This is a genomic window from Paenibacillus melissococcoides, assembly GCA_944800085.1.
Classification (GTDB): domain Bacteria; phylum Bacillota; class Bacilli; order Paenibacillales; family Paenibacillaceae; genus Paenibacillus_B; species Paenibacillus_B melissococcoides.
Genome location: CALYLO010000001.1, coordinates 361,502 through 379,246, shown reverse-complemented (window position 1 = coordinate 379,246; position 17,745 = coordinate 361,502). Strand labels below are relative to the sequence as shown.

Sequence of the window (17,745 nt, the reverse complement as noted above, 5' to 3'; positions counted from 1 at the left end):
TCGAAGCGGAGCGATCGCTTGGGCAGGCCATCGCATGCTTCCTTCTTCAGCGAACGCAACCGCGTCTTCGCTTCCCGCTGTGCCATTATTCCGCGTCCCGACCAACGGAGCTGTCCGCCGGCTCCTTCGCCTTCTTCTTCGGCTTGCCTGTCAGGCCATATACCTCGTCATAGGCATCGAAGATAGCCCGCCCGATCGGAGCGGCTCCGTAAGCGCCGAATCCTCCCTCCGGAACGACGACCGCTACGGCGAGCTTCGGCTTATCCTGCGGCGCATAAGCGATGAACACCGCATTGTCGAGCATTTCGCCGTTCACCCCTTGCTGCTGCGAGGTTCCGGTCTTCCGGTAATAAGGATACGGGAAGCCGTCGAAGCCATGCGCTGTCACTTTGGACATGCCTTCCTCGACGATGCGCCAGTATTCATCTTCAATCTTCGTCCGGTTCAGGACTTCACGGCCGAAGTTCCGAATCACCTGTCCGTTCCCATCGGTAATCTTGCTGACGAGCTGCGGCTTAATCCGCTCGCCGCGGTTCGCCAGCGTCGCGGCGTATTGAGCCAATTGGAGCGTCGTATATTTGCCCATCTGGCCGAAGGACGCTCCGGCAAGCGCGGATTGGGCGCTGTTCTGTTCCGCGTCAATGAGGTAATCCTTCCTCCCCGGCTGCTCAAGCGGCAGGCCGCTTCCCGTCAGCACGCCGAGACCGAACGCCTCCATATACTCATCCCAGATCGTCAGTCCGTTCCTGCCATTGACCGACGGCAGGCTGTAGAGACGCTTGCCGACCATGTCGACCATGAAGGAGTTCGACGACACCTGCAACGCTCTCGCTGCTCTGATGGGGCCGAAGGACGCATTGCCCGAGTTCCAGATCCGCCGCACTGACCCGGCGCGCCCGATCTCGGCATATCCGTAATCGGGATAAGTCTCGCCCGGCGAGAACAGCTTCTCCTGCAACCCGATCAAGACGGTCAACGGCTTCATCGTCGAGCCGAGATAGACGACCGAGCCGGGATGCTTCATGCGCTCGTTATTGTCCTCGTAGGGAGCCGGCACATCCCGGATCGCCCCGTTCAACAAATAATATTGATATTTTTTATAGTTCTCGGGACTGATCGAGCCGTTCTTCCATACCTCCGGATTATAATCCGGCATGCTGGCGATGGCCACGACATGGCCCGTCTCGACTTCCATCGCGACCGCGAACCCGGTGCGGGCGTTCGGCGCACGCTCCGAGCGGTTGGTCGAATTGCGGATTTTCTCCAATGTCCGCATAATCGCTTCCTCGGTCGCTTTTTGAATATCCCGGTGGATCGTCAGATGAATGTCATTGCCGCGCTGCGGCTTCGTCACTTCCATCGGCCCGATGACGCGGTTGGCCACATTGACAGGGATCTTCTTCACCCCGTTCAGCCCCCGCAGCTCTTCCTGATACATCCGTTCGATGCCGTCGAAGCCGACATCCTCATAATCCAGATACAGCTTCTCCTGCGGCAGCTTGTTCCGGTTGTCGAACAGGTCCTGATAGAAGCCCGGTTCCGCGCGCACGCCCTTGAACTTCTTCAGGTACCCCACCGTCTGGACCGCCATCGGATTGTAATTGCGCACGCTGTCCTCCACAATATCGATGCCCGGGAACTCCGGCTTATGCTCCAGAAAATAAGCGACCTCCTGCCGGGTCAAGCCGGTCTTGATAATGCGGGGCGTATACGAATAATTGACCCGGGAAGACAAATCCATCAGGACATGGTAGATGCGGTTGGCCGTCAGCGGCTTCTCCTCCGGTTCGCCGTACTGCCGGAACGCCTCGGCCAGGCGCTTCGCCAGCGCATAAGCCTCTGCCCGATTCTCCTGCTGCGCCTTCGTTAGTTTGCCGCTGGACGGATCGCCATAATTTTTCTCAATATTGAAGTATAACGACTGTGTCGATGTGGAATAAGCGATCGGTTGGCCGGACGCGTCAAAAATCGTTCCCCGAAGCGGCGCGATCGGAGCCGCCTTATAGCTGAGCTCGTATTCCTGCTTCTTGAGGCTCGGGCCTTCCACGAACTGCAGAATCGCTAGCCGGACGATAAGCACGCTGAAAATGGCGAACGTCGTAAAAAAGAAAATATTCAAGCGGAATGAGAATTTGCGGCGGTTCACCAGTTCCCGCTTCTCCGGATCATCATGGGGATGAATCACTGGTCGGGTCATCCTTTCTGCCCATGAATTTGTCTTGATACATTATTTTACCACATCCTGATTGCTTGATGCCAAAGCGCCCGAACCGAAGATATATCAAAAGACGCTGACCGTTCGCAGCGGTATCCACAAGGTTCCCCAAGAAGGCCAACCGCTTATGCGAACGCATCAGCGTCCTCGCATCCTGCGTAAATATGGGATTATTCCGTACCCTGCCCGGCGGTCGTATCCGCCTGCTCATCCTTCAGCTCATCCGGCTTCTTCTTCGGCGTGCCGTCCAAGCCGTACGCCTCATCATACGCGTCGAACATCGCCCGCGCAATCGGCGCCGCACCGTACGACCCGAAGCCGCCCTCCGGCACGACAACGGCGACGGCCAGCTTCGGCTTATCCGCCGGCGCATACGCGATGAACACCGCGTTGTCGACCCGTCCTCCGGCGACGTCCATCTGCGACGTACCCGTCTTGCGGTAGAACGAGTAAGGGAAGCCGTCGAAGCCGTGGACGTTAACCTTCAGCATGCCTTCCTCGACGACATTCCAGTAGGCATCGTCGATGTTCTTCTTGTCGAGCTCTTCGCGCCCGAACGTCTTCACGACTTGGCCGTTGCCGTCGGTAATCTTGCTCACGAGCTGCGGCTTGATGCGCGTGCCGTGGTTCGCCAGCGTGGCGGCATATTGGGCGAGCTGCAATGTCGTATATTTCCCCTGCTGGCCGAAGGAGGCATAGACCAGCGCGGATTGGGCGTTATTGCGCTCGGCCTCGAGCAAGTAATCCTTGGCTCCCGCCTGCTCGCGCGGCAGGCCGCTTCCCGTCAGCACACCGAGCCCGAAGGCGTCCATATACTCATCCCATACCTTCAGCCCGTTGCGCCCGTTGACCGTCGGCATGGAATAGAGCCGCTTCCCGATCATATCGACCATGAAGGCGTTGGAGGACACTTCCAATGCGCGCGAAGCTCCGATGCGTCCGTAGCCGACATTGCCCGAGTTCCACACCTTGGTCTCGTAGCCGACCCGTCCGAACTGGGCGTAACCGCCGTCGTAATAGGTCTCGCCGAGAGTGAACAGCTTCTCCTGGAGACCGATCAGCACCGACAGCGGCTTCATCGTCGAACCGAGATAGACGACGGAGCCCGGATGCTTCATCCGCTCTTTGTCGTCCTCATATGGCGCCGGGACGTCGCGGATCGCTCCGTTCATCAAATAGTATTGGTATTGGTCATAATCCTCGGGAGTGATCGAGCCGTTCCGCCACACGTTCGGATCGTAATCCGGCATGCTCGCCATCGCGACGATATTCCCGGTGTCGACCTCCATCGCCACCGCATAGCCGGTGCGCGCATACGGCGCCCGCTCCGAGCGGTTCGAAGAGTTCCTGATCCGCTCCAGCGTCTGCATAATCGCATCCTCGGTCGCCTTCTGCACATCGCGATGAATCGTCAGATGGATATCGTTGCCGCGCTGCGGCTTCGTCAGCTCCATCGGCCCGATGATGCGGTTCGCCACGTTGACAGGGAACTTCTTGACCCCGTTCAATCCCCGCAGCTCTTCCTGGTACATCAGCTCAATGCCGTCGAAGCCGACATCCTCGTAATCAAGGTATTGCTTCTCGGACGGCGTCGTGGCGCGATTATTATAAATATCGTTATAATACCCCGGATTGTCGCGCACGCCCTTGAACTTTTTCAAATACCCGACCGTCTGCACCGCCATCGGTTCGTAGTGGCGCACGCTGTCCTCGACGATATCGATGCCCGGGAACTCCGGCTTGTGCTCCAGGAAGTAGGCCACTTCCTTCCGGGTCAGGCCGGTCTTGATAATGCGCGGCGTATACGTAAAATTGACGCGGGCCGACAGATCCATCAGATCATTGTAGATGACGTCGGCCGTCAGCGGCTTATCTTCGGGATCGCCGTACTCCTTGAAGACGTCGGCCAACCGCTCGGCCAAGCGCTTCGCCTCTTCCCGGTTTTTCTTCTGCACGTCGGTCAGTTCGGCCTTCTTCGGATCTCCGTAATTTTTCTCAATATTGAAATATAAGGACTGGGTCGAGGTCGAATAGGCGACCTGCGTTCCGGACGCATCATAAATCGAGCCCCGGAGCGGCGGGATCGGCGTCTCCTTGTAACCAAGCTGCGCTTCCTTCTCCTTCAGGCTCGGGCCTTCCACGAACTGCAATATCGCTAACCGCACGATAAGTACGGAGAATACCGCAAAGGTAACAAAAAAGAATATATTCAACCGATGCGAAAAATTACGCCGGTTGAGAACTTCACGCTTTTCCGGATCATGATGAGGATGAGTCACTGCTCTATCAACCTTTCTCCCGCTGTAACTTGCTTCCCAACCATTTTAGCATAGATAGGAATTCCCCTTCAAAGCCCTAAATTGTGGATTAGCCAGCCGCGATCTTGTCCGGCACATGCGTCTTGGCGAAATCCGGCGGGTTGAACCAATCGCCCGAGCTCGCCCAGGTGGCATCAAGCGGAATCCAGCGTTCCTCTTCCGAGAGCCAGACCTCATTCCAGGCATGGGGGCCATAGCCGCCTTGGCCGTTATAGCCGAGACCGGTCACGACCTTCACCTTCAAATCCGCCGCCCGGGCCATGACCGCATACAGGCGGGCGTAGTCGATGCAGACGCCCTGCTTGGTGGCGAACGTATCCTGCGGAGTCTGTTCCTTCCAGACCCGCTTCGTCTCATACTGCTTCGCCTTGTCCCAGTCATACTGAACGCGGCTTCCGATCCAATCGTACAGCTTGCGCGCCTTCTCTTCATCCGAGCGCGCGCCGGCCGTAATGTCCCCGGCAGCCTGTTCGATGTCGTCCGGGATATGGGAATCGACGACTTCATATTTGCGCTGCATGAGCGCCGACAGCTCTTCGGCGACCTGGGAAGTAAATACCGGCCATTGGGACGAGATGAAGTCGCCGGCGACCGGTTCGATCAGCTCCTGGGCTGCCAGCCGGTATGCTTCCGAATCGCGGATAATGGCGCTCGCCTTCGTATCCGGCTGCCACGTCACATAAGCGAACAGCATGAGGATGACGAGCAGCGCCCGCGCCATGCCGATGATCCCGCCCAGCACCGCGCCGGCGAGCCAATTCCCGACCGTCTTCAACGGTCCGGCCTCTGCCGCTCCCCGCGGATGATCAGCCCGTTCCCTGCCGGCCGCCGGCACCAGAGCGCCCAGCGCCCAGCCGGCTATCCAGCGGATCATCATATATATCAACGCGAACAGCACGGCGAAGCGAAGCAGCGAGAAGTCGCGGATCCCGGTCAGCAGCGTATAGCCGATCTGCTCCCACCACGCCAGCTCCCGCGCCGGAATCGCGATGCTCCATTCAGCCATCTGGCTCTGCACAAGCGGAGACAGCGTCATCGCTATCCAATAGGAAGCGAGCGCAGAGACGACGACGGCCGCGGTATCCACCACAAATGACAAAAGGTGACGAGCGGAGCCGGAAGCCCCTCTCCTCACCCCTAGCAGCACCGAGAGAAGCACGATGACGCCAAGCAATATCGTCACCACATTCCCGTCTGTCAGCATCTGCGCGCTCATTGCTTCTGCTTCGCCTTGTCAATGAATTGGCGCAGCGTGTCGTTAATATCCCATTCGCCGAGCGGCACGCCGCTGAACGACACATTCACTTTGCCGCTGTCCGACTTCCCTGTCAGCACGAGACTCGGCGTCTTAATGGTGTACGTACCGTCCTTCTCGGCCGTATATGTCGCTTTTTTCGCTTCATCGAGCATCGCTTGCGTCGCCTGCTCCTTCAGCTTCTGGACCGTCTCATCCTTCACGTTCGTGACCACCTGATCGATATTATCCCACGTGATGCCGCTGTACACGGCGACCGCGGCGATAATCACCAACACAAGCGCCCATTTGACCATCGTCTTCACGAAGCTGACAATTACGAATAAGACGATAAGCGCGATGAGGAAAATGAGCCAGTTCTGCTTAATAAATTCAAACCACATATCCATCTGATTCACCTGATAACCACCCTTTCCACCACGTATTATAGCATCATTCCCATTATTTGTGGCAATCAGCCCGGCCTTGGGCGGGCATATCGCATCTTGGGGTACTAAGTTCGTCCCTTCCAACGTACAAGTATAGCATAGCGATTTGGAGGTGACTGAACTTTGCGCTCAGTGCTGTGGCTCTATTTGTTCTTGTTCGTTGCTTTCTTTGATTTGCACGCGCAATACCCGATTCTAACCCCGTTTGCCATCTCAATAGGTGCGGCGCCCTCCTTCATCGGACTGATGATGGGTATGTACTCCTTTACCCATCTGCCGGGCAACCTGCTGGCCGGTTACGGAATCGACCGATTCGGTAGCCGGATTTTTATTGTGCTCAGTCTGATCGGCGCCGGGGTAATCATGATTTTGCAGGCCCATGTCGTCAACCCATGGGAGCTGCTCGTGTTGCGCTCTATCAGCGGGTTCGTGCTCGCCTTCCTGTCACCGGCCTGCTTGTCCCTCCTCGCACGCATGGCCCGGGATCATGTGCATCAAGGGAAGCTGATGGCAGGCAACGGCCTCATTCATACGCTCGCCTCGGTCGTCTCTCCGGCCGCCGGCGCCTATCTCGTCGCCAAGATCGGGTTCGGCATGGCATTCCAGGCGCTCGGCATTATGCTGCTCATCGTCGGCGTGCTGGCCTGGTTCTTCATCCAGGATATCACCCAAGATGCCGTTTCTTTGACGCCGCAGGCGGAGGGCGTTCCTTCAGAGCCGCTCAAACAGCCGGAAGCCGTGCCGGTCCCATGGCGCTTTTATTTCATGCCGCTTGCCATCTCGCTGTCCCAGGGCATCCTGTTCTTCGAGCTTCCGCTGATGGCGGACGCGCTCGAATCGATTATGCGGGCCGGCATCCTGTTCTCGGCCGTCAGCTTGGGCGCACTGTTCACGTTGAGCCTGCTGTTCCTGAACCATTATCAACCGTATACGAGGACGTGGATGGGCGCATTCGCCTTGGCGCTGCTCTTTTTCGGACTGGCCATCCATTGGCCGGTGCCGCTGCTGGCGACACTGTTCCTTATCGGAATGACCAAAGGAATCATTTTGCCCGCCATGTCCTCCCATTTGATTTTATTAAGCGGAGGAACCCGTTTTGGGCGGATCTTTTCCATCCTGGCGATCTCCTCTTCCATCGGCTCTTTCCTTGGCCCGATGATCGCGGGCCAGATTCGAGATACGATATCGCCTTATTTTATCGCATTCGTCGTTCTGATGATTGCAGTCACGCTGCTTCCGGCGAAGCAAGCTTTTCTGCCGCCTTCTCTTCTTCCCGCAACGCGCACGACGACGCGGGTATAAGGCCGCGTCCCGCCGCATCCGCCCATTCGGGCGGATCTGGGTATATGCACATGCCCCGCGGCAGGCGCCGACATAGTATAGCATTGTAACAAATGACCATCAGGAAAGCGAGGTGAAACGAGATGAGCCACGGTTACAACCCTTGCGGACCTGGTCCTGCGGCTGTGGCCCCGGCAGCGAAGCCGGCTCATGTTTATCCCGGATTCTGGACATCGACCGGCACCATCCTCGTCCTTTACATCTTGCTCGTCATTATTTTGCGGGCGCCATTCTATTAACAGTCATTCTGTTACGCTCTCTCCTCATGCGGCTTGCCAATCCCGGCAAGCCTCTTTGTGCTGGCACGGAAAGACCCTTGCAGGCGGTTCGCTTCATTGTGGTACACTATCCGTACAGAAGCATGGCGATAACGGATACAGCAGGGGGTGGCACTTTTGGATATTGTCATCATCGTGGAAGGGAAGAACGACCGCAGCCGGCTGCGCCGGCTTCTAAGCGAGGAAGTGGGCATCTTGTGCACGTTCGGCACCTTGAACACGCTCCGGACCGAGCAACTGCGCAAGGAAGCGCAGGACAAGGACGTCTACTTGTTCATGGATAACGACGCATCGGGCAAGCGGATCCGCGGCATATTGCGGGACGCGTTCCCGGATGCCGAACATATATACACGCGCCGCGGCTACGCCGGGGTCGAAGGAACGCCGGATGAGTACTTGATTCAGCAGCTCGAAAAGGCGGGACTGGACGAATATATTATATATCCGGATCCAGCCCCGCCGCTGTGAGCTTCCTATATATATTAAGCTTTTACGAGACGCGCTACATCCTTGGCGATATTTTCAGGGGAAGCCGTCTCCAGATCATTCGCATTGTAATACTTGCGAATATTGCCGTCCCGATCGACCAAGGTGATGACATTCAGATGCGTGAAATTCCCGTCCTCGTCCTTGAAGACGCTGGATCCGAACTCCGGCATCATCTTCGCGACATCCTCTTCCTTGCCCCTCAGGAAGTACCAGCCGCTATAGTCGGCATTGTACTTCTCCGACCATTTCTTAATCTCCTCCAACGTATCGCGTTCCGGATCGAATGAAATCGATACGATGCTCGCCTCGGTGCCGAATATCCCCTTGTCCTTAAGCAGATTCTGCACTTCAGACAAGCGGTATGTCGTCGGCGGGCAGACATCCGGGCAGTTGGTAAAATAGAAATAGAACAAACGGACCTTGCCGTTCGTATCCGCCAGCGTCACCGTGCTGCCGTCCACATTTTGCATGCTGAAGTCCGGCGCCTTTTTGTCGGTCATCGGAATGTCCGGTTCCCGCGGCCAATACAGAATGGCCACCACAATCGCAAAGACCGCCACCAGCGCGCCAAGGAAAATCTGAAAAGAATACTTCTTCGCCCACGACATGCTCCGTTCCTCCCCCTAGCTTCCCATGCTATAACCTGCAGAAATGCGTCCTTACGCTTTCCCCATCGTGTCCAGAATCATGACCAGCATATTCAGCATCAGGACGTTAATGGACCAAATGAAGTTCTTCTTCGCCCAGGCGTCGGTGTCCTTCGCGCGGAAGCCCGCAATGCAGATGAACAACCAGATCGCATTGATGACGGTGCCGAGGATGCCATAAATCATGCCGGTATAGCCGTACGAATAGAACAACCACGACACCGGCAGCAGCAAGACGACGTACGGAATCATCTGCCACTTCGTGCGGGTGATCCCCTTAACGACGGGCAGAAGCGGATAGCCGGCTGCCCGGTATTCTTCCACGCGGCGAATGCCGAGCGCCCAGAAATGCGGCGGCTGCCACAGGAACAGCAGCGCGAACAGCAAGGCCGCTCCCATATCAAGCTGGCCCCTGACGGCAACATAGCCGATGACGGGAGGCATCGCCCCGGAAATGCCGCCTACAGACGTGCTCCAGGTGGAAGTGCGCTTGAGCCATAACGTGTATATGACAACATAGAAGAACATGCCTGCGATGCCCACGATTCCGGACAGTACATTGACGAGGCCGAACAGCACCGCCAGCCCGGCTGCGCCAAGGATGATGGCATAGCCCAGCACGGTGTTCGGCTTCAATCGCCCTTCCGGCAGCGCGCGCTTCTTCGTCCGCTCCATCTTCATATCGAAATCCCGATCGAAATAATTGTTGAATACGCATGAGGATGCGAGGACCAGCGTCGTTCCGACAAGCATCCACAGCAACGTAAGCCAAGGAATATCCCATTTGGCCGCTACCCAAAAGCCGGAAAACGCCGCCATCAGGTTCGAGCGGATAATGCCCGGCTTCGTTAATTGAATAAACTCTTTCCATAATCCGACCCGTATCGGTCCCGGCGTCAATGTAACGGAATCGGAAGGCCCCCGATAAGTCATTTGTTTATCCACGCGACCCGTTCCTCCTTGTTGTGTTCAGAGAAAAGCAGAATCTTTTTCTTTCTGCTGTAATTTTTATCATAGCAAATATATCCGAACAATGACAACGTTTCGAGGAATCGTTCATCAATTTGACACCGACTTCAGCCAGCTATTCCTCCGGTACGACCGGAGAGCGCCGAAATTCCCATATATGCAGTTTGTCTACGCCCCCGGCAATACATGAGGTGACCGCATTCCAGCCGTCCGCCCCCTCTATTCTGAGCTTCTTCAGCGAGGCATAGTCATCGGCGGTCGTTCCGAGCCACTGCTCGACAAATACATTCGGCTGGTCGGTTCCTTCAAACAGCACAACGTCAGGCCGATCCTTCAGCAAGCGCCGAATCGCGTTCAAGTACCTCTCTCTCGCCTCCGGCAGGATACGGTATTCCACAAATATAATTCGATCCATCTGCGTCATCTTCTTCCTCATCCTTCCTATTCGAAAATGGCTCTTTAACGAGAGCCTCGGGCTTTCACCTCATGATTTCAAGCGGGAAGTTTTTGCCTCCCCGTCATATTTTGGTACAATCCTGCTCACAATACAAGCGAGGTGATCGAAGTGGATACAAGCACTCATGTCGTCATGGGGATAGGTCTGGCGGGATTGTCGCAGTGCGACCCGGTCGTCGCTTCCGAGCCGGCTACCGCGGCAGCCGTGTTTTTGGGGGTGATGCTTGGATCGCAAGCACCGGACGCGGATACTTTTTTTAAGTGGAAAAGCAATATTTTATACATTCAGCAGCATCGGGGAATCTCCCATTCCCCGCCCATGGCGGTCGTCTGGTCCGTGCTGATTGCCGCCTTGGCGGTCGGCATCATGCCGGGGGCCTCCTTCCGGCACGTGCTGGCCTGGACGGCGCTGTCCGTCTTCATCCATATCGTCGCCGACCTGTTCAACCCTTATGGAACATTGGCGGCATGGCCGTTCGTGAACCGGTGGGTCTGCTTGAATATTATCGCTCTCTTCGACCCGATTATCTTCTCGACCCATCTTGCCGCGATTGCCTTGTGGGTGACCGGGCTTGTCTCTCCCCGCATCGTCTTTCCGATTCTGTACGGCGTGCTTGTTTTGTACTACATCTGGCGCATCCGCGCTCATCGCCAAGTCGTGCAAAGGCTGCCGGACCGGGACCCAGAGCGCGAGGAAGGGGAATCGTATACGGTCATGCCTACCGTAGCGCTCTCCCGCTGGAATATCGTGAAGCGAAGAAGGGACGGCACTTTCCGGCTCGGACACTGGAAGCGGGGGACGGTGACCTGGACCGATACGGTCCGCTGCAGCGGCCATCCGCTCGTCGAAGCATCCCGATCTCATCCTGCCGTGCAGGCGCTGCTGGACACCTCCCGTTTCGTCTGCGCCACCATGGAGCCGACCCGCTACGGCTACGCCGTGCGCTGGGCAGACGTCCGCTACCGCCACCGGAAGCAATTTCCGCTCGTGGCGCTCGTCATGATGAATAGGGAGGGCGATATTATCGATTATTTCGTCGGCTGGCTGAACAGGCCGGGCAGGGCCAAGCGGTATGGACTGGAATGGGAGCGAAGCTGAAGGGGACGAATCCTAGGATCCGCCCCCTGTCTTCGATCCTTTCGGCTCGTTCCACAGTTGCAGGTCATTGAAAAGCTCCTGCAGCTGGTTGATGGATCGGTCGCTGAGACTGTATAGGGTATGAGACTGGTCCGCATTCATAAATGCGCCATATAGCTCATCCTTCGACAACCATACATAATAGTTGGTATTATTGTAATGAATGCGGAAATGGGGCTGCGCCACCTTCGCCACACCCTCGATCGGGCGGGCCGACGATATGGCCTCATCGATGAGTCGAAGATGACTGGGCTCCGTCAAGACGACAAGCAGTCGGTCCTCCTCCCCCGATTTTAGCGACATGGATTGGACGTTGTAAATTTCGACCTCTTCCGGCCCGGGATTGCTAAGGCTCGTGAGCGTGGACCACGATCGGCCGGACGATTGATGTATGTACCACAATACGGAGCAGCCTATAATAAGTGCGCCCAAGACCCATATGCTCAGCCGTTTCACTGCACTCATCGTTAGTCTTAACCGCATGCACTATCCCCTTTTTGAGTAAATGTTCATGATTATGAATCTAATTGTTAGACGACAAAATAGCGGAAAAGTTGTGTTTCCGCTCCATTTTGTCGATATATAAAAGGCTACTCCGCGCGCAGGAGTAGCCATAATCAGTGCATCAATTAACGGTTGCCGCCGGACAGGGATTGCTCGGCGATTTGAACTAGGCGCTTCGTCATGAAGCCCCCGATGGAACCGGTGTCACGGGTCGTGTAGTTTCCATAGTACCCGTCTTGTGGAATCGGAATTCCCAATTCCTGTGCAATTTCATATTTCATTTGTTGAAGGGCTGCAGTGGCTTGAGGAACGACCAAGTTATTCGTGCGGGATTGATTATTAGCCATGAGTAAAGCTCCTTTCACATCGGTAGTTCTTGTTGTCGCAAGCTTGCAACCCTATTTTGTCCGATCTACGAAATGTTATACTTCATTCTGAAGCCATTTTTCTTTGAAAAGGAGCGGTAAGCGTGAGTAAAGGATTGGCATTATGGTTCGCGGTTTCTTCCATTGTGCTGTTGACGGCGACAGCCATCACGATCAGCCATAACATATGGCTCAGCATCCTCTTCGCCGTCCTGGCGGTGTTCAATATCGGCTTCGGCTTTATCGTCAAGGCACGTCAGCGGCGCAAGTCGGCCTGATGGGCAGCAGGGCAGGAGCCCGGCAGGCACGCGTGCTCTGCATGGGGCTCCCGCCCTGCTATCATGGCCGCGGATGCGGCTTATACGACGAATCCCATCCGGCGCTTCACTTCGTCCAACTGCTGCTGGGCGACTTCCTTGGCCTTCTCGGCCCCGCGGCGCAGCGCCTCCAGATGCTCGCCGTTCCGGCGCACCTCTTCATACCGGTTCTGAAGCGGCTCCAGCAGCGCAACGACACGTTCCCCCAACTCCTTCTTGAAGGCGCCGTACATTTGCCCTTCGTACTCGGCCTCGATCTCGGCGACAGAGTGGCCGGACGCGTACGAATAGATGCTGAGCAGATTGCTGATCTCAGGCTTGTTCACCGGATCATACTTGACGAGCGCTTCGGAATCCGTTTTGGCCCGGCTGATTTTTTTGCGGATAACATTCGGCGGATCCAGCAGGGAAATATAGCTTCCCGGATTCGGATTGCTTTTGCTCATCTTTTTGGAGGCGTCATCCAGCGACATAATTCTCGCCCCGACCTCCGGAATATACGGCTCCGGCATCGTAAAAAATTCGCCGAACCGATGATTGAAGCGGTTCGCGATGTCGCGCGTCAGTTCCAAATGCTGCTTCTGATCGTCCCCGACCGGAACCAGGTCTGCATTGTATAACAAGATGTCGGCGGCCATCAGCGCCGGATAGACGAACAAGCCGGTGCCAACCGATTCTTTGCCTGCCGATTTATCCTTGAACTGGGTCATCCGCTCCAGCTCTCCCATGTAGGTGAGCGTCGTCAGCAACCATCCCAGCTCGGCATGCTGGGGCACCTGCGATTGGAGGAAGATGGCCGATTTGTCCGGGTCGATGCCTGCCGCCAAATAAATCGCCGCCACCGCCTCGGTCTGCTCCCGCAGCGCTTCGGGATCTTGGGGTACCGTAATCGCGTGCAGGTCGACGACCATGAAGAAGCACTCATGCTCATGCTGCAATTTTACGAAATTTTGAATTGCCCCGATGTAGTTGCCCATCGTCAACTGTCCGCTGGGCTGAATGCCGGATAATACCCGTGCCATAGATCATTCACACTCCTTGTTTTTTCCTCAATGTGTTGAATAAGCAAGCATTGATGTATACGCAAAAAAGGCCTTCCATCCCGGAAAGGGACGAAAGACCGTGGTGCCACCCTTATTCGTTCGCGCGTGTCCTGGCCGATCGTGGCGGGACAGCCTGCGGCTGCCGAGCCCATCTTGCCATGGGGCCGTTAGCGAACCTTTCTTCCTTTAACGCAGGACTTACGGCAAAGCCTACTACGCGATTCGGCTTCGCACTCCAAGGTCCATTCAGTCATCGCAGGAAGCACCGGTTCTCACCAGCCACCGGTTCTCTGAAGCCCGCCGCGAAGCTTACTTGTCCTTATCATCGCTTTGTTCCGGCCGGATGCAACCCATCCGGATCGAATTAGCCATTAGGATATCGAATATCGCCCCGCTTGTCAATGGGGTACCATTCTTCATATGACTTTGCCCGGTTGATTTGTTATCATTAGAACCATATCATGCATGTTCACACAGGCCGTTGCCCGGCACCTCCAAGGTCGGTTGGACGCGGAGCAACCCTGAAATTGAACAACGTGAATGGGAAGCTGCATGGGAAAAGGAGCAATGAACATGGTTCAAGTGAACAAAGGGCAATGGAACGGTTATGAGACCGTCATACTCGAAAATGACACCTTGGCAGCTACGCTGCTCCCTGCGCTCGGCTGCAATGTCATCCGGCTGTGGGATAAGAAGGCGCGGCGGGATATTTTGCGCACGCCTGCCGAGAGCGACCTGGATTATTATATGACCAAGCCTTATCATTTCGGCATTCCGATGCTGATGCCTCCGGGACGAATCCGCCGCGGTTCGTTCACATATGACGGCATCCGCTACCAATTCGATCGGAATACGGCGAACGACAATCATATTCACGGCCTGCACCGGCTTCAACCGTGGACGGTGACCCGAGCCGTTGCCGCGGGCGATGCTGCCGAAGTTACCGCCCGATTCCGCACCGCCGACGATGCGAACTGGATGCGGCAATACCCTACGCCGCTGGAGCTGGAGGTCACCTTCCGCCTTCAGGGAGGCACATTGACCCAGGAGCTTACGGTCGCCAATCAGGGCGAACAGTCGGCTCCGTTCGGGTTCGGCACCCATACCTGGTTCCTGATCGACGGAGAACCGAACCGTTGGACGCTGCAGGTGCCGGTAGCGGGAATATATGAGCTGGACGAGGAATTGATTACGACAGGCAAGACGCTGCCGCTCGGCGAACATAAGGCGCTGCTTGAAGGCATGAATCTGGAAGGCGCCGACTTCGATACGGTATTCAGCGCGGGCGAAGGCAAGCCGGAGGCGTGGTTGACCCGGGATGACGGTTACCGCATCCGCTATTCCGGAAGCCAGCCTCACTTCAAGCATTGGGTGCTCTATACCCGCGGCGCCGCCGACGAGATCATTTGCGTCGAGCCGTATACATGGTTAACCGATGCGCCGAACCTCCCGTTCGGCAGCGAGACGACGGGACTGATCGATCTGAAGCCGCAAGTCCCGGTTACCTTGACCCTGGATCTCGAGATTATCCATCCATAAACGCATGCCAGGCCGGGTTTTCGGCCTGACATTATTTACATCCTCGGTCCCCCTCCCTGTCTGCATATTTCTACTCTCGTTCTCCATACTAACAATCACAGGGAGGTGAAACAGCATGCCGAATCAAGGTGGAAGCCGCACCAACAATCTCGTAGTGCCTCAAGCGACTGCAGCTCTGCAGCAAATGAAGTACGAGATCGCTCAAGAGCTGGGTATTCCGATTCCTCAAGACGGATACTATGGCAACTATACGACTCGCGATACAGGTTCTATCGGGGGCTTCATCACGAAGCGTCTCGTTCAAATGGCCGAGCAGCAACTGGCAGGCCGTACGACTCGATAAGTTCAAGCGATCTCGAGCATCGTGTATACCATACTTACGTCAATTGCCTGATAACACCGCAGAAGCTCTCGCCGACAGGCAGAGAGCTTCTTTTGCTGTATCTATTCAAGGCATTCCCCGATGTTACGGACGGCCATCAGGAGACGCGTCTATATGTGCGCGCTTCAGGCTTGTCTAACATATGTATCAAATTATAGTTCGATTCGAACCATGTGCTGATGTGCAAGGTGTCCTGCTTCATGGCAAAATCAAACACAATCTCTCCGTGCGTCCACTGCTTCTTGTGCCTCAGCACCTCCATCGCCGTCTGCCGGAATTCCGCGACGTGCCGCTTCATCAATCCTTGGCGCAGCGGCTTGATGACCCCGTTCTGGCTTTCAAGCGCATCATGCTTGACGCCGAATTTCCCGATGACATCGTTGCGAATGCACACGATCACCGTGCCTCCTGTCAGTCCAAGCAGCTCCGATTCCAGCTTATCAAATACCATGCTCAATTGTCTGGCCAATGATATTTCATAAGAGCCCATGACGAATCACACCTCCCCAAGAATAGAGAACCATTTTCAAACGACATCAAAATAGTTCTTTAGACACATTATATAGGAGATATTACCTTTATTCAACAGATAATCACAGCATTTCCCTTCTGCTGCAAGCCAGGCCTTCAATTGTAAAACTATAGCGGATTGCTAACAATTACATAGACCGGCCCTAAGGGCGATGCTATAATGTTGTTATATTATGGACGTATTGGGATGAAAGAAGGGGCGGTCATATGAATTGGTTCAATTCCTTGAATTTTAAGCAAAAGCTACTCTTTGGCTGTTATGGCATCGTCGGCTTGTTCGCTCTTACTACGATAGTCCTATTGACGACTAACGCCACGTTGATTCCAGGCTTGATCACCCTTTTCATCCTAGTTGGAATCAGCTATCCCATCATCAATATGCTGGAACGTTCGCTTAATGAACCGATCAAGGACATGGCGAATTCCGCCTTGCAGATTGCCAGAGGCGATTTCTCGCAGACCGTGCAGGTGACGAGCGATGACGCGCTAGGCGAATTGGGGCATTCCTTCAACTCCATGCTGCTCAAGCTTCGCGAAATTTTGCAGCAGACGACCGATATTACCCGCCATGTGTCCGATTCCGGACGGGATATGTACCATAAGAACCAGAACATGAAAATCGCGATGGAACAGGTTGCCGCATCCGCCAATGAGTTGGCCGTCGGCTCCGCCGAGATTTCCGAGGATATCTCTCAAATGTCCGAATCTATCAAAGAAATCGAGCAGAAAGTAGAAGCCTATGCCCAGTCCACCCGCGAGATGAACAACCGCTCCGCCACGACGCTGGAACTGGTGGCCAAGGGCCGCCAGGCGGTGGAGAGCCAGTCCGCCGGCATGGAGCGCAATATCGAGGCGACGGAGCAGGCCGCAGCCACTATCGAGCAGCTGGCCCGGCAAGCCGAAGGCATCTCCAAGATTACCCGCGCCATTTCCGAGATTGCCGAGCAGACGAACCTGCTCTCGCTGAACGCCTCCATTGAAGCGGCCCGAGCCGGGGAGCATGGCCGCGGGTTCGCCGTCGTCGCGCAGGAAGTGCGCAATCTGGCGGAAGAGGCCTCCGCATCCACGAAGGAAGTCTTTTCGCTCGTCAAGGGGATCGAATCGGGGATGAAGCAGGCGATTGCGAATATCCAGGCCAATGAGGCGGTCGTACAGAGCCAGACCGAGTTGATCCGGGAGACCGAACGGGTCTTCCACGATATCGTCGACTCCATCCAGTTCATCACGGAAGAGATCGCCGCCTTCGCGCAGGAGAGCGATCTTATGCTGGAGAGCGCGAAGACGATTACCGGTTCCATCGTGAACATTTCCGCGATTACGCAGCAGGCGGCTGCGGGCACCGAGCAGATGTCGGCGTCGATGAGCGAACAGATCGCTTCCGTTCAGGCTACCGTCGAGTTGACCGAGCAACTGCAGCAGAAGGTGACCCAATTGCAGCGAACGATTCAAGTGTTCAAAATGTAAGTCCTGCAGGACTTCCCATAGACATACCTACAGGCGGCCGAAGCTTCGGCCGCCTGATTCATTTTA

Annotated in this window: 19 protein-coding genes and 1 other annotated feature; of the genes, 8 read left to right on the top strand and 11 right to left on the bottom strand. The window is 55.8% G+C overall.

The window, feature by feature from the left end:
• Positions 1-85 precede the first annotated feature (85 nt).
• From OCY70_RS01835 to OCY70_RS01820, 4 genes are all read right to left on the bottom strand, one after another.
• On the bottom strand, positions 86-2,185 hold the full coding sequence (locus OCY70_RS01835) for a peptidoglycan D,D-transpeptidase FtsI family protein (protein WP_213426539.1): 2,100 nt from the start codon (positions 2,183-2,185) through the stop codon (positions 86-88).
• A 200-nt stretch (positions 2,186-2,385) separates the two neighbouring features.
• On the bottom strand, positions 2,386-4,494 hold the full coding sequence (locus OCY70_RS01830) for a peptidoglycan D,D-transpeptidase FtsI family protein (protein ID WP_213426491.1): 2,109 nt from the start codon (positions 4,492-4,494) through the stop codon (positions 2,386-2,388).
• Positions 4,495-4,582: 88 nt separating this feature from the next.
• Positions 4,583-5,749, bottom strand: a complete 1,167-nt coding sequence (locus tag OCY70_RS01825; RefSeq protein WP_213426492.1) for a transglutaminase domain-containing protein — start codon at positions 5,747-5,749, stop codon at positions 4,583-4,585.
• A complete protein-coding gene (locus OCY70_RS01820; protein WP_006675706.1) occupies positions 5,746-6,186 on the bottom strand; it encodes a hypothetical protein in 441 nt (146 codons plus the stop codon). Before OCY70_RS01820 ends, OCY70_RS01825 begins: the two co-directional genes overlap by 4 nt.
• Positions 6,187-6,339: 153 nt before the next feature.
• Between OCY70_RS01820 and OCY70_RS01815 the strand changes: the two genes are divergently transcribed.
• The 3 genes from OCY70_RS01815 to OCY70_RS01805 all read left to right on the top strand — a co-directional run bounded on the left by OCY70_RS01815 (position 6,340) and on the right by OCY70_RS01805 (position 8,303).
• Entirely contained in the window at positions 6,340-7,518 is a 1,179-nt protein-coding gene (locus OCY70_RS01815) for an MFS transporter (RefSeq protein WP_213426493.1), read from the top strand.
• 164 nt (positions 7,519-7,682) lie between these two features.
• Positions 7,683-7,796: a sporulation protein YjcZ gene (locus tag OCY70_RS01810; protein ID WP_213426540.1), complete on the top strand. Its 114-nt coding sequence runs from the start codon at positions 7,683-7,685 to the stop codon at positions 7,794-7,796.
• 156 nt (positions 7,797-7,952) lie between these two features.
• Positions 7,953-8,303, top strand: coding sequence for a toprim domain-containing protein (locus OCY70_RS01805; protein ID WP_213426494.1), 351 nt, complete (start codon positions 7,953-7,955; stop codon positions 8,301-8,303).
• 14 nt (positions 8,304-8,317) lie between these two features.
• On the opposite strand, the gene OCY70_RS01800 is transcribed toward OCY70_RS01805, so the two are convergent.
• From OCY70_RS01800 to OCY70_RS01790, 3 genes are all read right to left on the bottom strand, one after another.
• Positions 8,318-8,932 carry an SCO family protein gene (locus tag OCY70_RS01800; RefSeq protein ID WP_213426495.1) on the bottom strand — a complete coding sequence of 205 codons (615 nt, stop codon included), beginning with the start codon at positions 8,930-8,932 and terminating at the stop codon, positions 8,318-8,320.
• Between the two features lie 51 nt (positions 8,933-8,983).
• A complete protein-coding gene (cyoE, locus tag OCY70_RS01795; protein WP_213426496.1) occupies positions 8,984-9,916 on the bottom strand; it encodes a heme o synthase in 933 nt (310 codons plus the stop codon).
• Positions 9,917-10,055: 139 nt separating this feature from the next.
• Positions 10,056-10,364 (bottom strand): hypothetical protein, encoded by a 309-nt coding sequence (locus tag OCY70_RS01790; RefSeq protein ID WP_213426497.1) that lies wholly within the window; start codon positions 10,362-10,364, stop codon positions 10,056-10,058.
• A gap of 141 nt (positions 10,365-10,505) precedes the next feature.
• Between OCY70_RS01790 and OCY70_RS01785 the strand changes: the two genes are divergently transcribed.
• Positions 10,506-11,495 (top strand): metal-dependent hydrolase, encoded by a 990-nt coding sequence (locus OCY70_RS01785; protein ID WP_213426498.1) that lies wholly within the window; start codon positions 10,506-10,508, stop codon positions 11,493-11,495.
• 12 nt (positions 11,496-11,507) lie between these two features.
• Here the strand turns inward: OCY70_RS01785 and OCY70_RS01780 are convergent, their stop codons facing one another.
• Both OCY70_RS01780 and OCY70_RS01775 read right to left on the bottom strand, forming a co-directional pair.
• Positions 11,508-12,017: a permease gene (locus OCY70_RS01780; RefSeq protein WP_213426499.1), complete on the bottom strand. Its 510-nt coding sequence runs from the start codon at positions 12,015-12,017 to the stop codon at positions 11,508-11,510.
• Positions 12,018-12,163: 146 nt separating this feature from the next.
• Complete coding sequence (locus OCY70_RS01775) at positions 12,164-12,385, bottom strand: alpha/beta-type small acid-soluble spore protein (RefSeq protein WP_006675714.1); 222 nt, start codon at positions 12,383-12,385, stop codon at positions 12,164-12,166.
• A gap of 122 nt (positions 12,386-12,507) precedes the next feature.
• Between OCY70_RS01775 and OCY70_RS01770 the strand changes: the two genes are divergently transcribed.
• Positions 12,508-12,681 carry a DUF5325 family protein gene (locus OCY70_RS01770; RefSeq protein ID WP_197259984.1) on the top strand — a complete coding sequence of 58 codons (174 nt, stop codon included), beginning with the start codon at positions 12,508-12,510 and terminating at the stop codon, positions 12,679-12,681.
• 80 nt (positions 12,682-12,761) lie between these two features.
• On the opposite strand, the gene trpS is transcribed toward OCY70_RS01770, so the two are convergent.
• The gene (gene trpS / locus OCY70_RS01765) at positions 12,762-13,742 is read right to left on the bottom strand and encodes a tryptophan--tRNA ligase (protein WP_213426500.1); all 981 of its coding nucleotides are present in this window, start codon (positions 13,740-13,742) and stop codon (positions 12,762-12,764) included.
• 83 nt (positions 13,743-13,825) lie between these two features.
• Positions 13,826-14,098, bottom strand: a binding site (T-box leader).
• A gap of 238 nt (positions 14,099-14,336) precedes the next feature.
• Here trpS and OCY70_RS01760 point away from each other — a divergent pair.
• Positions 14,337-15,302, top strand: coding sequence for an aldose 1-epimerase (locus OCY70_RS01760; protein ID WP_213426501.1), 966 nt, complete (start codon positions 14,337-14,339; stop codon positions 15,300-15,302).
• Between the two features lie 115 nt (positions 15,303-15,417).
• Complete coding sequence (locus tag OCY70_RS01755; RefSeq protein WP_006675718.1) at positions 15,418-15,645, top strand: alpha/beta-type small acid-soluble spore protein; 228 nt, start codon at positions 15,418-15,420, stop codon at positions 15,643-15,645.
• Between the two features lie 136 nt (positions 15,646-15,781).
• On the opposite strand, the gene OCY70_RS01750 is transcribed toward OCY70_RS01755, so the two are convergent.
• The gene (locus OCY70_RS01750) at positions 15,782-16,174 is read right to left on the bottom strand and encodes an O-methyltransferase (RefSeq protein WP_213426502.1); all 393 of its coding nucleotides are present in this window, start codon (positions 16,172-16,174) and stop codon (positions 15,782-15,784) included.
• Between the two features lie 248 nt (positions 16,175-16,422).
• Here OCY70_RS01750 and OCY70_RS01745 point away from each other — a divergent pair, with 248 nt between their 5' ends.
• Positions 16,423-17,679 carry a methyl-accepting chemotaxis protein gene (locus OCY70_RS01745; RefSeq protein WP_213426503.1) on the top strand — a complete coding sequence of 419 codons (1,257 nt, stop codon included), beginning with the start codon at positions 16,423-16,425 and terminating at the stop codon, positions 17,677-17,679.
• Positions 17,680-17,745: the final 66 nt, after the last annotated feature.

Excerpts from the sequence above, each read along its gene's own strand:
- OCY70_RS01825 (WP_213426492.1), bottom strand. The coding sequence starts at position 5,749 with ATGAGCGCGCAGATGCTGACAGACGGGAATGTGGTGACGATATTGCTT.
- OCY70_RS01800 (WP_213426495.1), bottom strand. The coding sequence starts at position 8,932 with ATGTCGTGGGCGAAGAAGTATTCTTTTCAGATTTTCCTTGGCGCGCTG.
- OCY70_RS01790 (WP_213426497.1), bottom strand. The coding sequence starts at position 10,364 with ATGACGCAGATGGATCGAATTATATTTGTGGAATACCGTATCCTGCCG.
- OCY70_RS01780 (WP_213426499.1), bottom strand. The coding sequence starts at position 12,017 with ATGCGGTTAAGACTAACGATGAGTGCAGTGAAACGGCTGAGCATATGG.
- OCY70_RS01775 (WP_006675714.1), bottom strand. The coding sequence starts at position 12,385 with ATGGCTAATAATCAATCCCGCACGAATAACTTGGTCGTTCCTCAAGCC.
- trpS (WP_213426500.1), bottom strand. The coding sequence starts at position 13,742 with ATGGCACGGGTATTATCCGGCATTCAGCCCAGCGGACAGTTGACGATG.
- OCY70_RS01760 (WP_213426501.1), top strand. The coding sequence starts at position 14,337 with ATGGTTCAAGTGAACAAAGGGCAATGGAACGGTTATGAGACCGTCATA.
- OCY70_RS01755 (WP_006675718.1), top strand. The coding sequence starts at position 15,418 with ATGCCGAATCAAGGTGGAAGCCGCACCAACAATCTCGTAGTGCCTCAA.
- OCY70_RS01750 (WP_213426502.1), bottom strand. The coding sequence starts at position 16,174 with ATGGGCTCTTATGAAATATCATTGGCCAGACAATTGAGCATGGTATTT.
- OCY70_RS01745 (WP_213426503.1), top strand. The coding sequence starts at position 16,423 with ATGAATTGGTTCAATTCCTTGAATTTTAAGCAAAAGCTACTCTTTGGC.